This is a genomic window from Paenibacillus sp. BR2-3 (assembly GCF_046529485.1).
In the GTDB taxonomy this organism is placed as follows: domain Bacteria; phylum Bacillota; class Bacilli; order Paenibacillales; family Paenibacillaceae; genus Paenibacillus_AQ.
This window is the reverse complement of the sequence record NZ_CP126311.1, coordinates 1,447,656-1,460,691: the sequence shown is the minus strand read 5'-3', so window position 1 is coordinate 1,460,691 and position 13,036 is coordinate 1,447,656. Positions and strand designations below refer to the sequence as shown.

Below are 13,036 nucleotides of genomic sequence, written 5' to 3'. Positions count from 1 at the left end.
ATTTTGAAAGGAAGATCGGTAACCATGAGAATACTGCTCGTACTCGGCGGCGGCTTCGGCGGCCTGGCCCTCATTCAGGAATTGCTCAACAGCCATCTCCCTCATGATGTGGAAATTGTCTTGGTTGACCGGATGCCTTATCAGGGAATCAAGACGGAATATTATGCGCTTGCAGCAGGTACCGTCTCCGATTACGATCTGCGTATCCAGTTCCCGGTTCATCCCCGCCTTACCGTCCGTTACGGCGAGGTGGGCTCCATTGATTTGGGGAGCCGGATTGTATTTCTGGAAACCGGTGAGCCGATTTCTTATGATATGATGGCGATCGCTTTGGGCTGCACGGATAATTATCACAATATACCGGGAGCAGAACAGCATACCTGCAGTATTCAGACGTTATCGGGCACACGGGAAACTTACCGCCACCTGAACGACGTCAAACCTTACGGAACCATCAACATTGTAGGGGGAGGATTAAGCGGGGTGGAGCTGGCTGCCGAGCTCCGCGAAAGCAGGCCGGACCTGAATATCTCCATTTTGGACCGGGGTGAGCGCGTCTTATCTTCTTTTCCGGCTAAGCTGTCAGAATATGTGGAGGAATGGTTCAGCGAACATCATGTGGAGACGCTTGGCAACATTTCCGTGTCCCATGTAGAGAAGGACGCCATCTATAATGGCACGCAGGCGATCGCTTCGGACATTACCGTGTGGACTGCCGGGATTCAACCGGTGCAGGTGGTGCAGAAGCTTGAGCTTCCGAAAGACCGGGGGGGACGGATTATTCTGGGTGAATATTACCATGTGCCTGATTATCCGGAGGTATATGTGATCGGGGATTGTGCCAGTCTTCCGTTTGCACCCAGCGCACAAGCGGCAGGAGCACAGGGCGAGCAGGTAGCGCGTATCATTCAAGCCCTATGGCGTAATGAGACACCTAAGCTGCATCCCATCCGCCTAAAGGGTACACTGGGTTCCCTGGGTAAAAACTCCGGCTTTGGACTTATGGGCAACCGCTCCGTAATGGGACGGGTACCGCGTATTCTGAAAAGCGGCGTGCTCTGGATGTCCAAACGGCATTTCGGTTAGGATAAGGCCATTAATCAAGCTCCAGGTTGTCCCAGGCTTCCAGCTCTTTAATCTTGGCATAAATCGCTTCCGCAAGCTCATCAGGGGACTCCGCTTCAATAATCTCTCCATTGAGCATGGCGAACGGTGATAAATAGCATTGGCCACAATTGTTAAGACAGCCGTATTCAATAACATCGTAATCAGGATTTTGCTCCAGCTTTTGCATCAGTTTATCTGTACCGTGCCCTATGTTGCTGGCACAAAATTCAATAATTGGTCTCATGTTGATCTCCCTATTCTGTCCGAACCATTTTATTTTTTAACTTTTTGTACTATAATAAACATACGAAAGGAGTGATTGAGAAATGAGTGAGAATGCACAAAGCACCACCATGTATGATGAAGTTCTGGAAGTACTGGATAAGCTTCGTCCGTTCCTGCAGCGCGATGGCGGTGACGTCGAATTGATCGATGTAGAAGACGGCATCGTTAAGCTGAAATTGATGGGCGCCTGCGGCAGCTGCCCAAGCTCCACCATTACGTTAAAAGCCGGGATCGAACGCGCCCTTATTGAAGAAGTAGAAGGCGTAGAAGAAGTTGTTCAAGTATTCTAATCCCGCCCATATAGTCATCCCGGTTCTTCTGATCATCAGGAGACCGGGAATTTTTTTATTATAGAGGATATCTCCTGTAATATCAAAAAATGGGGGTCGGTTTAGACGGTGTGCAAATGAATTTATCTCCAGTTGGGTTTACGGCCAAATTGATCACATGTTGTAGGATACATAGTTCGAGAAGGGCAGGCAGCGGATCATCATACTGTCGCCGATATTTGAAAAAATGAACATGCGTTTATAAAACAAAATCTGGAGCGATCCCATGAAACTCATAGACCGTCTTTGTGTAAGGATGGAATCAGGACAAATCTCGGAAGTTCCCTTAAATTCAACTTATATAGTTTTATATAGTTGCACTCTGTACATTTATTTGGCGCCTAAATCCAATAAATCGTTCGCTAATTGCACTCTGTACAATTAAATCTGCCTATAAAGTCCATTTTTACAAAAATCCCGAAAAATAATTGTATGAAATGCAATTAAACGGTCCATAAGGGGCAAACGGAGGATTATAATTGCACTTTTTACAGTTATATAAAATGAAGTAAAGAACATCAAGAAATCTGGAGATGGGCAGCGGCCGGAAGTCCAACATTCACTTTAGTTACGAGTAAAATTACTCGAAATTTTAAGAAATGGTTTTCTAAACTTGCTTACAGCGACGGAAACTCAAATCCACTATTAGCGTCACCTCAGTCCGGTTTCGTTCTCTTTTAGTATATCAGCACGATAGTAATGGCTATGCAGTCCGCCAAAAAGTTGGAATCAAGCACTTATTCTGGTACACCCTATAGCATAAGTCAGTTGATCCAAAGTTGAATTATAGATTAAAAACAAAAAGGGGGTGTCCCTAGCCATTTACATGGCTATTGGGACACCCCCTTTTTTTGTTATACCCCTTACTTAAAACGCAGGAATGATGGAGCCTTGGTATTTCTCTTCGATAAATGCTTTGGCTTCAGGAGAAGTCAGCGCAGCTGCCAGCTTTTGAATGGCGTCGGAATCCTTGTTATCAGGACGTGCCACCAAAAGGTTGGCATAAGGTGAGTCTCCGCCTTCGATGAACAAAGCATCTTTAGTCGGAACAAGTTTTGCTTCCAGCGCATAGTTCGTATTGATCAAGGCGAGGTCCACTTCATCCAATTGACGCGGCAGCATGGCTGCATCCAATTCAATAATTTCAAGGTTTTTCTTGTTTTCGGTAATATCAGCTTTGGTGGAAGTGATGTTGGTATCGTCCTTCAAAGTGATCAGGCCATTCTTGGCAAGCAGGATCAGTGCGCGTCCACCGTTGGTAGCATCGTTCGGAATCGCAACCTTTGCGCCGTCCGCCAGCTCATCAATGGATTTGATTTTTTTGGAATAAGCGCCAAATGGCTCCACGTGTACGCCAACGACGGATACCAGGTCCGTACCGTTGTTTTTGTTTTGATCGTCAAGATAAGGCTTGTGTTGGAAGAAGTTGGCATCCAGCTGTTTTTCAGCAAGCTGTACGTTAGGCTGCACATAATCAGTGAATTCTTTAATTTCAAGCTTGATGCCTTGGGCTTCAAGCAAAGGTGCGATAGCCTTCAAAATCTCGGCATGCGGTACTGGAGATGCTCCGACAACCAAGGTAACAGGCTCTGCAGCAGGTGCTTCAGTAGCTTCAGCAGCAGGTGCATTCGTTGCAGCAGCATTGGAAGAATTATTGGCGTTGTTATTGCCGCAAGCAGCCAGCACCAATATCAATGTCAAGCTGAAAAACGTCAGTAATACTTTTTTCATTTGTAAATCCCCCTCTGAACAGTATGATTTTTTGAATAAGGATATCTATGTGGATGTACCTTATTTCCTAGAGAAATACCTTACCAGACGGTCACCGGCCATTTGCAGCAGCTGCACCAGCAGAACCATCAATGCTACAGAGATAATCATGACTTCCTTCTCATAACGGTAGTAACCATAGCGGATCGCCAAGTCACCAAGACCCCCGCCGCCGACCATCCCCGACATTGCCGTGTAGGCAACAAGGGTTACAACAGTTATAGTCACCCCGGATAACAGACCGGGACGAGCCTCCGGCAAAAGCACCCGTGTTACAATTTGCGTCGTGGATGCCCCCATTCCCTGAGCGGCTTCGATAACTCCCTTGTCCACTTCCCGCAGCGCTGTCTCCACAAGACGGGCAAAAAATGGAGCGGCACCCACCACAAGCGGCGGAATCGTACCCAAAACCCCGATAGAGGTTCCAACGACAGATTTGGTAAAAGGAATTAAAGCTACCATCAAAATGATGAACGGTACGGATCGCAGGATGTTCACAATGAACGATAAGACCGAATAAATGACCCCAATTACGGGCCGTGATGATCTTCCCCATAAATATAGCACAATTCCGAGTGGTAAACCAAGAATAATTGTGAATATTGCTGAACTTCCTAACATTTTCAATGTATCCAGGGTTGCTTGAATCATTTCATCCCAGTTTACATCCGCAAAATTTAAGCCTCCCATTAATCAAGCACCTCCACATCAAGACCTTGCGCCGTCAATTTACCAATCGTCTCACGGATGGCTTCTGCAGACCCTTCGAATCGAACAATCAACTGACCGTAAGGTACATCTTTAATCGTAGAGATGGTTCCCTGTAATATTGCAAAGATCACACCGGTCTCCTTCACAACATGTGATAAGGTGGATTCGTATGTTTTTTGTCCCAGGAAAGTAATTTTGACCGCTTGGGATGACTCCGGATGGGGTGCATCAATGGCAGCCCGCAGGGGTCCGTCGTTCTGGGTTTCACTGCGGATAAATTCCCGCGTAATTTCATGCTGCGGTTTAAGAAAGACTTTGGCAACGTCACCCTGCTCCACAATCCCTCCGCCATGAATGACGGCAACCCGGTCACAGATGCTCTGGATCACATGCATTTCATGTGTAATGAGCACAATAGTCAGATGGAACCGCTTGTTGATATCCAGCAGCAGTCGCAGTATGGAATCCGTAGTCTGCGGATCCAGCGCAGAGGTCGCTTCGTCACACAGCAGGACGTCAGGGTCGCTGGCTAAGGCCCGGGCCACACCGACACGCTGCTTTTGTCCACCGGATAATTGGGCAGGATATTTATCCTTATGCTCTTCCAGCCCTACAAGCGTAAGCAGTTCATTAACCTTACTATCAATAGCCGCCCTTGAGGTGCTTATCAGACGAAGCGGGAAGGCAATGTTGTCGTAAACCGTCGCGGATGACAGCAGATTGAAATGTTGAAAAATCATTCCGATTTTCCGCCGCTGTGCCTGCAGCTGGCCCCGGCTTAGCTTCGTAAGTTCTACACCGTCCACCCAGACTTCCCCTTGAGTCGGACGTTCCAGCAAATTAATGCAGCGGATCAGCGTGCTTTTGCCCGCCCCGGAATGACCGATCACTCCAAATATTTCGCCTTTTCTAATCGATAAATCCAATTGGGAGAGTGCCGTAGCCGTGTTCCTGCCTTTTCCGTAAACCTTGGTCAAACCTTTTAACTCTATCATTTTGCCATCCCTCCTACAAAACTGAATCTTTACATACAAAAAAACCTCTCACTGATCATTTGCAGATCGGAAGAGGCCCTGTTCGCGTATATACAATGCCGTCTCATCTGCCAAAGGCCGTCAAATACTTGCGGCATTGTAGGAATTAGCACCATGACACTCATGCACAGCGCTTGAAGGACACTGTTCACAAATCGGTTGCCGGGCTTCATCGGGCCTATCCCTCCGCCGCTCTCGATAAGATATTAGTATTTAGTTATTTGATGTTAATGGTGATGACGTAACGAGAGTAAGTATAGATATTTTCAGGTTTTTTGTCAAAGCAAATCTCTGGAAAACGTTTATATCCGGATTAGATACGGTTAATATCTTTATTCCACTGCTCAATGCTATAGCTGAAAGCCAAGGAAAGCGACTTGCATACCATGTCCAGCCCTTGCTTCAAATCGTCCAAATGCCCATCCAGATCCTCAAGCTGCACCTTGTCATTCAGGCCTTTATGCAGCTGCCACAGATCATCCTGCATTTCGGCGTTCATATAATGGATCTCGGAATTCCGCCGTTTGCGCAGGTTCTGCAAGGGATTACGGTAAGAGTCCTTAATTTTATCCAGTTGCTCGGCAAGACCCGTATGTACCTTGATCGAATGAAACTGGCGCAGTACCGTAAAATAAGAGAAATGAGCCTTTACCTTGGAAGTGTTAAGATCATAAAGAGTATTCAGCACAGTACCGAGCTTGTCCAGCAGAGAGAATACACGGATAAAGCCGTTTTTGTAGAAATAGACATACCGTGCATATTCCCCCTGCTCCATCACCGGCATATCGTCCATATTGGTTGTAACCACTGATCTCCGGAAAAAAGCAGCTGCGAACAAGCTCTGTTCCAGCTCATCCAGGGACGAAATCAGCCCGCGCGTCCAGATCTCCAGCTTGCGGTACTCGTGATCTTGATCCTCATGATTCTTCATTTCCTTGCGCAGCAGCGCCGCCAGCCTGGCCATGTTGTCCATGGCCTCTCCCAGTAATCCGCTATTCTCACGGGGGGGCTCCCCCAATAAAACGCGCAGCATACGGCTCCCTCCTTCACACATTCCTCTTCAACAGCTGGAAAGTGGTTCTTCCCGTTTCGGTCAACCAGCTTACCGTACTCCGCTTATTGTTCCTCCCTGAACAAACTTCATACTAATTTCTCCGCCTGCTCAGCTGCCATACACGAACACTCATGTAGCATAAGACGCCAAATAATCCGGCGATAAGTAAGATATGAGCCAGTGCCGCAAATATATACAGCCGATCGTTATTTAAAGTTTGAACTACAGCCGCCCCGCTGAGCACCTGCATCAGGCACAATACAACAGCTGCTACACCAAGACCTCTCAGTTCAGGATGCTCTTTGTGTTTCCAAAAAGCGAGATGCCCGAGCACAGCTGTAAGAATGAACAACAGTGCCGCAGCGATCCTATGCGTAAATACTATGCCTACGCCGCCTGTTAACTCAGGAATCCATTCACCATTGCAAAGCGGCCAACCGGTGCAGCCTCCCCTGGAATCCGTATGGCTTACATATGCCCCAATGTAGACAACGATGTAAGAATAGAATGCGGTAATCCAGGTTAAGTTGCGGAATCCTTTGCTCACTGGCGGACCCTCGTCCACTGCAATATCACTTTTGCCGTCCTTATACCTTCTCTTGGACCCAAGCGCCAGCATAAGCGATGAAGCAAATGCAATCAAAGAAAACCCCATATGCAGCGCCATAACGGATGCTGATTGCGATTTTATAACAGCAAGCGCTCCCATACCGCCCTGCACCACTACAAACAGCAAGGTCATGAAGGCATATGTCAATAAATCACGCCGCTCCCGGGCGTAACGCCAAAAGGCAAACATAGAGGCAAGGGACAACAGCCCTGCCAGCCCGCTAAACAAACGGTGTGTGTATTCGATCAAAGAACCCAATGTGTATGCCGGAATCAATTTACCATTACAGAGCGGCCATTCATTTCCACATTCCAATCCCGATCCCGTCTTCGTTACTACAGCTCCCCCAAGCAAAGCCAGAAACATGATAAGACAGGTTATGTAACTGAGCCCTTTTAACTGATTTGCCGTCACTGTTATCACCCGCAATATAAGAGAAATGAAGGACAAGGTAAAATATGAATACATGCTGAAAAAAACACCGCTTCAGCTCAAACAGGCAAAAGCGGTGCATTGAGAATTACTTGTGGATACTTGAGTAAACCTCGAGTGCCGTGTTAAGGAAATTTTCGATCTCCTCACGGGATTTACGCAGCTTGCTTACAAACCGGACCAGTTCTCTTCCATCGGAATAAGCGACAAAGCTGGGAATCCCCAGAATATTCTGTTCCTGGCTCACTTCGCCCACCGCATCCACATCCACTTCAACCAGCGTAAGCCGGCCGTTGTAATTCTGCTCGAGCTCCGGCATAAATGGATCTATAAATTTACAATCGGAGCACCAATCGGCTTTGAAAACCGCAACCGTTAATCTGGGCGATTGAATCGATACCTGAAATTCACCCGGCGAATTTATTTTGTCCATGGCCCAACCAGTCCCTTCTTCTTAGACATTGTCCAGCTACCTTTAAGTGAAGCAAAATGTGATCCGGAAGTCAAATCCTTTAGCCATTCACGCGAACACGCGCCGGTTGCAATTTCATGAGCGGGTTCAGCAGCTTTTGCAACGGGCGCGGATAGCTCGCCAGTTCTTCACGGCTAAGTACACTCAATACAATTAAAAGTATAAGATAAATGATAACAACGGCCGCGCCCACAGTAAGAGATGTAATCAGAAAGGCCAACCGATCAGGCATCACATGAGTCAGCATAATCCCCGCTTCGTTTAAGCCATAGCCAATGCCGCCGGACGCGAATACCGCAACAGTAAAGCCGCCCCAACGTTTGCCCATGATTTCAAAGGGAATAATCTTTTTGAGCATCCGTATGTTAAGCATTGTAATTACGATAAAGCAAAGTGCAGTAGCCCCGATAATCCCATAAATACCAAACACTTTGCTGAGTAGCAAACTTGCCACAAGCTTCACGATAATACCGGCAAGTACGTAATACATGGAAATCCGTGATTTCCCCATCCCCAGCAGAATCGAGTTGGTGGTCATCATCGTAATCTGAAAGATAGTTCCGAGGGTAAGCATGCCCACGATTCCACTTCCGTCCAGGCTTTTGAACAAAAGGCCGTTCACCGAATAGGCTGCAACAACCAGCGAGAGGACGATAGGTGTTCCGGTCAAAATAGAAATTCGCAGCGCCAGTGTCACCTGGCGCTTAAGATGTTGTTCGTCACGCCGCGCATAAGCTGCAGAGATGATGGGAATCAGCGATGTGCTTAATGCAATGGAAAGAACCGGCGGAATCCCGGCAACACTCTGCGCTCTGCTTCCGAATATACCGAGTACGTCTGTTGCGTTTTCCAAGCCTACTTGTCCGCTAAGCAACGGTACAATTAGAGTAGTATCAATAAAGTTCACCACAGGAACAGTAACGGAAGAGAGGACAATCGGGATAGATAACGTAAATATATCCTTATATATCCCTAATAAGGGAAGCTTTGCCTCATTTGTCGCGTACAAGGCCTGTTGTCCTTCACTGCGCCGCATTTTCACAGCATAATATAACATGACTCCAAAAGCGCCGAAGCTTCCAAACACACTACCAAACGATGCACCGGCAGCCATCCAAGTATTACTGTAACCCTGTCGCAATAATATATAAGCGAGAATTATGGCAGTACTCACACGGGCTATCTGTTCTAAAATCTGTGATATTCCACCGGCCATCATATTATTCCGGCCCTGGAAATAACCCCGCATCATAGCAATTGAAGGGAAGAGAAGCAGCGCCGGAGCAATAGCCCGGATAGCCAGGGTACTCTCGGGAACCTTGGCATATTCGGCATAATAAGGAGCGGCTATGTACAGTAACGTACTCATAATTACACCAATAACCGCAGCAAAGATTAACGCTGCCCGGTAGACTTGCTGCGCTTCGTTAGGCCTGTTAAGAGCATAGCGTTCGGATACCATTTTACTTAAGGTACTGGGTATTCCTGCTGTAGCCAGCGGCAATAACATGAGATACACTGTATTGGCTTGCGTAAAGGATGCATTCCCTACACTGTTGAATAAATGTTCAAGCGGCACACGCTGGGCCAGGCCAAGCACACGGGCCACCAACGCAGCGGCGGCCAGAATAAGCGTGCCTTTAACAAAAGATTCTTTCTTGGACAAACCGTTTCGCCTCATTTTCTAGGTAATTATTACCGACTAATCCAGATAAAGAAGAGGATAATCATCGCAATCTGAAGCAAAATCTTTACCACCGTACTGCTGAGCAAGCCAAGCAATGAGCCCACACTTACTTTGACAGCTTTTCCCGGTGCCGCGCCGGCTATCAGTTCACCGATAAACGCTCCCGCAAACGGTCCGATGATCAGCCCGAAGGGAGGGAAAATAAAGGCTCCCGCGATGATGCCAAGCGTACTGCCGATGACGGAGTACCTTGAACCGCCAAATTTTTTGACACCCCACGCCCCCACAACATAATCAGCCGCAAAGAGCGCCGCTACGATCAAGGTTTGAGTGATCCAGAACCCTGCACCCAAGGGCTCAAAGGAAAAGAACCAGCCGTAAACGAAAAAGGCGAAATAAATCGCGAGCGCTCCCGGCAGTATGGGGTAAACAGCCCCGGCCAGTCCGACAACGAATAAAGTAATAATGAGAATCCAACCCAGGATAGTCAATGATGCTCACTCCTAAATGTAGTTTTCACCTTACGGTAACACTATCCCCGGAAATTTTGGCATCGGATAAAATATATTTTCGGATCACTTCAGCTATCCCGTCATTATTGTTCGAAGACACCACAACATCAGCCTCTTGCTTGACTGTCTTCTGGGCATTCCCCATAGCCACGCCAAGACCCGCCTTCTGAATAACTGCAAGGTCATTGAGACTATCCCCCACCGCTACAACCTGGGACATATCAATTCCAAGCAGCCTGCAAACGGCTTTTATGCCTGTAGCCTTGTTAACGCCTAATGGATTAATCTCCAAATTGTGAGGAGACGAATTGGTAATTTCGAGTCCGCCCATATCTTGAAGACGCATTAACACCTTATGGCGAATCTCGTCATCTTCCGTCTGATAGCCGAATTTAAGCCATTCGCGGTTCTCTACGTCCCCATCCCAATTATCCTTCTTGTGCACCTCATTCAAGGAGTACGCCCAGAACCAGATATCGTACTCCAGCGCCATCGCATACATTTGCTGAATGAGCTTCGGGTCCATCAGGGAGCGCCGATATAATTCATGAGGTGCCCTCCATACTTCACTGCCGTTCACGGTTACCATAGGTGTTCGCAAACCCAGTTGTTCCGCATAGGGCAGCGCACTTTTAAAAGCACGTCCGGTCGACAGACAGACATGAACGCCTGCGTCCACCGCTTTGTGAATCCACTTTACCGTTTCCGGTGTAATTAACTGTTCATCGTTTAGCAGGGTTCCATCCATATCCAAAGCAAGCAGGCGGTATTTGGCAATCATTGCCACCCCTCCATTCTTGTATGCTCTCCTATTGAGAAGCTGTTTTATTTTTAGTTCGTATTTGTGGTGCTTGTCGCTGTACTGTCCTCCTTTGTTTGATTAGCTATCCCGGCTGCAGTTTTTGCAGCTTGTAGACTCTTTTTCGGCACTCCGTCCAGACCGTACTCCCAATCATAAGCATCGAATATTTTACGCGCTACAGGCGCGGCACTGCTTGAACCGAAACCACCTTCAGGAATAACTACTGCAACCGCCAGCTTCGGGTTCACCCGGGGAGCATAGGCGATAAATACACCGTTGTCACGCCGCTGGCCTTTCGCGTCCTGTTGGGAAGTCCCCGTCTTACGGGCAAAGTCATAAGGGAAATCGTTAAATGCGCTGACATCACTATTCATACCCTGCTTAACTTCCTTCCAGAATGCTTCGTCAAACTCCACTTTGTTCAGCACCTGGCGGGAGAACTTTTTAACCACATTCCCCTGGGCGTCGGTAATTTTGCTGACCAGCTGCGGTTTAATACGAATACCCTGATTAGCCAGAGTCGAAGCATATTGCGCTAGCTGCAGAGTTGTATAACCCGCCTGCTGACCAAATGAGGCGTAGACAAGGCTGGCCTGGGCACTGCCTGTGGACTCTATTTTGTTATAGTTGATATACCCGTTGAATTCTTTAGGCAGGCCTACTTCGGTGGAGACACCTAAACCAAACTCCTTCATGTAGGTATCCCAGACGTCTATACCTTTACCCTGATATTTCTTATACAGACTTTTGCCCACCATATCTACCATGAACACGTTGGACGATTTCTCAATGGCCCGGGCGGGGTCCATGGTGCCGTAAACGTGGTTTGAAGCATTGCGGACGCTCGTCTCATGTCCGGCTTTACCGAAATCTGTGATCCCGCGATCCTGATAAACAGTCGATGTTGTGAAGAATCCCTCATTCAAACCAATTAACACACTTAAAGGTTTGACCGTCGAACCCAGATATACCGTGGACTCCAAACCATTACCTGATCTGCCCGAAGAATAGGGGGTAATCGTACCATTTTGATAATTCGCTACAATTTTATTCCATACATCAGGATCAATACTGGTGCTTCCGCTGCTAGTCCACGCATTCGTGTCATAGTCGGGCATGCTCGCCATAGCTATAATATTGCCTGTGTCTACTTCCATAGCAACCGCATATCCTGTCAGCGCATCAGGATGCAGCTTGCCGAGGACCGGATTGGTGTGCAGCCATTTTATCTGATCAAGGATAGCTTGCTCTGTCTTCAGCTGTACATTCTTGTTGATCGTTGTCCAGATGTCATTTCCTTTAACTGGTGGAATAACTCTTTCAATCTTTTCAGCCATGTTCTGTGCGTTAATGGACACCTCTTGATAACCGTTCTGACCGCGCAGCTCGCGCTGGTATTGCAGTTCCAAACCGTCATAACCGACATATTCATCGTCTTTATAGGTTAATCCGGCCTCCGGATTATTTCGGGTTGCGTTAATGATATTCTGGTATATCGCCAGACTGTTAGAATACTTGTACAGCTTGACATATCCAACCGTCTGCACGGCTACCGTGTCTTTATCATAATGACGCAAGCCTTCCTCTACAATTTCAAGTCCCGGGTAAGCGCCTTTATGCTCCATGAAATAAGCGATTTCCTCTTTGGACAAACCGACCTTGATCCGGCGGGGTGTAAAACCCTGGTATTTCTTAAAGAAAAGATCCATGGCTTCAAGAATGTCCGCCTGCGTCATCCGGGTTCCATCAGCTGTTCCGTATTTCTTAAAATCATCAGCTAATTTGGCTGCGAGCGCATTGGATTTCGCCTGTGCATCGGCTGTAAGCACCAGATCTCCAGTATCCTTATCCGTTTCTTTCGCGGAATACTCTTTAGTCAAGGTAATATATAAGGACTGAACAGGCGTAGAATAGGCAATCTTCTCCCCGCCGTCTGCATAGATAACACCCCGCATAGCTGCGAGCGGTACATTCTTGACTTCCCGGCTAGTCTCTACCTCACTCAAGGTAGGTCCTTCTACAAACTGCAGAACGGCTAAACGAATAATAATGACGCAAAATATAAGAAACGTGCTGAAAAAAAAGACGTTAATCCGCAGTCCCATGGAACTTTTACTTTTGGACTCGTCCGAGGGCGAGCTTTGTTTACCGAGGAGGCTCACATCCTTCTCTCCTTTGTTGATAATATATGATTCCAAGCATGACCTATTGTAACACATGCAGGGCCATTC

At 47.3% G+C, this 13,036-nt stretch carries 13 protein-coding genes and 1 riboswitch; of the genes, 2 read left to right on the top strand and 11 right to left on the bottom strand.

Annotation, left to right across the window (positions count from 1 at the left end):
* Window positions 1-24: 24 nt before the first annotated feature.
* The gene (locus PaeBR_RS06930; protein WP_410515106.1) at window positions 25-1,086 is read left to right on the top strand and encodes an NAD(P)/FAD-dependent oxidoreductase; all 1,062 of its coding nucleotides are present in this window, start codon (window positions 25-27) and stop codon (window positions 1,084-1,086) included.
* Window positions 1,087-1,096: 10 nt separating this feature from the next.
* On the opposite strand, the gene PaeBR_RS06925 is transcribed toward PaeBR_RS06930, so the two are convergent.
* Window positions 1,097-1,351 carry a YuzB family protein gene (locus PaeBR_RS06925; RefSeq protein WP_410514120.1) on the bottom strand — a complete coding sequence of 85 codons (255 nt, stop codon included), beginning with the start codon at window positions 1,349-1,351 and terminating at the stop codon, window positions 1,097-1,099.
* A gap of 82 nt (window positions 1,352-1,433) precedes the next feature.
* Between PaeBR_RS06925 and PaeBR_RS06920 the strand changes: the two genes are divergently transcribed.
* Window positions 1,434-1,682 (top strand): NifU family protein, encoded by a 249-nt coding sequence (locus PaeBR_RS06920; RefSeq protein ID WP_410514119.1) that lies wholly within the window; start codon window positions 1,434-1,436, stop codon window positions 1,680-1,682.
* A 906-nt stretch (window positions 1,683-2,588) separates the two neighbouring features.
* Here the strand turns inward: PaeBR_RS06920 and PaeBR_RS06915 are convergent.
* The 10 genes from PaeBR_RS06915 to PaeBR_RS06870 all read right to left on the bottom strand — a co-directional run bounded on the left by PaeBR_RS06915 (window position 2,589) and on the right by PaeBR_RS06870 (window position 12,910).
* Window positions 2,589-3,452, bottom strand: a complete 864-nt coding sequence (locus tag PaeBR_RS06915; protein WP_410514118.1) for a MetQ/NlpA family ABC transporter substrate-binding protein — start codon at window positions 3,450-3,452, stop codon at window positions 2,589-2,591.
* Between the two features lie 60 nt (window positions 3,453-3,512).
* Entirely contained in the window at window positions 3,513-4,181 is a 669-nt protein-coding gene (locus PaeBR_RS06910; RefSeq protein WP_410514117.1) for a methionine ABC transporter permease, read from the bottom strand.
* Window positions 4,181-5,197, bottom strand: a complete 1,017-nt coding sequence (locus PaeBR_RS06905) for a methionine ABC transporter ATP-binding protein (RefSeq protein WP_410514116.1) — start codon at window positions 5,195-5,197, stop codon at window positions 4,181-4,183. The genes PaeBR_RS06910 and PaeBR_RS06905 overlap by 1 nt, the downstream gene beginning before the upstream one ends.
* A gap of 100 nt (window positions 5,198-5,297) precedes the next feature.
* A riboswitch (SAM riboswitch) is annotated at window positions 5,298-5,441 on the bottom strand.
* Window positions 5,442-5,549: 108 nt separating this feature from the next.
* Complete coding sequence (locus PaeBR_RS06900) at window positions 5,550-6,269, bottom strand: Cthe_2314 family HEPN domain-containing protein (protein WP_410514115.1); 720 nt, start codon at window positions 6,267-6,269, stop codon at window positions 5,550-5,552.
* 112 nt (window positions 6,270-6,381) lie between these two features.
* Window positions 6,382-7,266, bottom strand: coding sequence for a COX15/CtaA family protein (locus PaeBR_RS06895; RefSeq protein ID WP_410514114.1), 885 nt, complete (start codon window positions 7,264-7,266; stop codon window positions 6,382-6,384).
* A 154-nt stretch (window positions 7,267-7,420) separates the two neighbouring features.
* Window positions 7,421-7,765 (bottom strand): thioredoxin family protein, encoded by a 345-nt coding sequence (locus PaeBR_RS06890; RefSeq protein WP_410514113.1) that lies wholly within the window; start codon window positions 7,763-7,765, stop codon window positions 7,421-7,423.
* 79 nt (window positions 7,766-7,844) lie between these two features.
* Window positions 7,845-9,470: an oligosaccharide flippase family protein gene (locus tag PaeBR_RS06885; protein WP_410514112.1), complete on the bottom strand. Its 1,626-nt coding sequence runs from the start codon at window positions 9,468-9,470 to the stop codon at window positions 7,845-7,847.
* A 29-nt stretch (window positions 9,471-9,499) separates the two neighbouring features.
* Window positions 9,500-9,982: a DUF456 domain-containing protein gene (locus PaeBR_RS06880; protein ID WP_410514111.1), complete on the bottom strand. Its 483-nt coding sequence runs from the start codon at window positions 9,980-9,982 to the stop codon at window positions 9,500-9,502.
* 25 nt (window positions 9,983-10,007) lie between these two features.
* The gene (locus PaeBR_RS06875; RefSeq protein WP_410514110.1) at window positions 10,008-10,784 is read right to left on the bottom strand and encodes a Cof-type HAD-IIB family hydrolase; all 777 of its coding nucleotides are present in this window, start codon (window positions 10,782-10,784) and stop codon (window positions 10,008-10,010) included.
* A gap of 50 nt (window positions 10,785-10,834) precedes the next feature.
* Window positions 10,835-12,910: a peptidoglycan D,D-transpeptidase FtsI family protein gene (locus PaeBR_RS06870; RefSeq protein ID WP_410515105.1), complete on the bottom strand. Its 2,076-nt coding sequence runs from the start codon at window positions 12,908-12,910 to the stop codon at window positions 10,835-10,837.
* Window positions 12,911-13,036 lie beyond the last annotated feature (126 nt).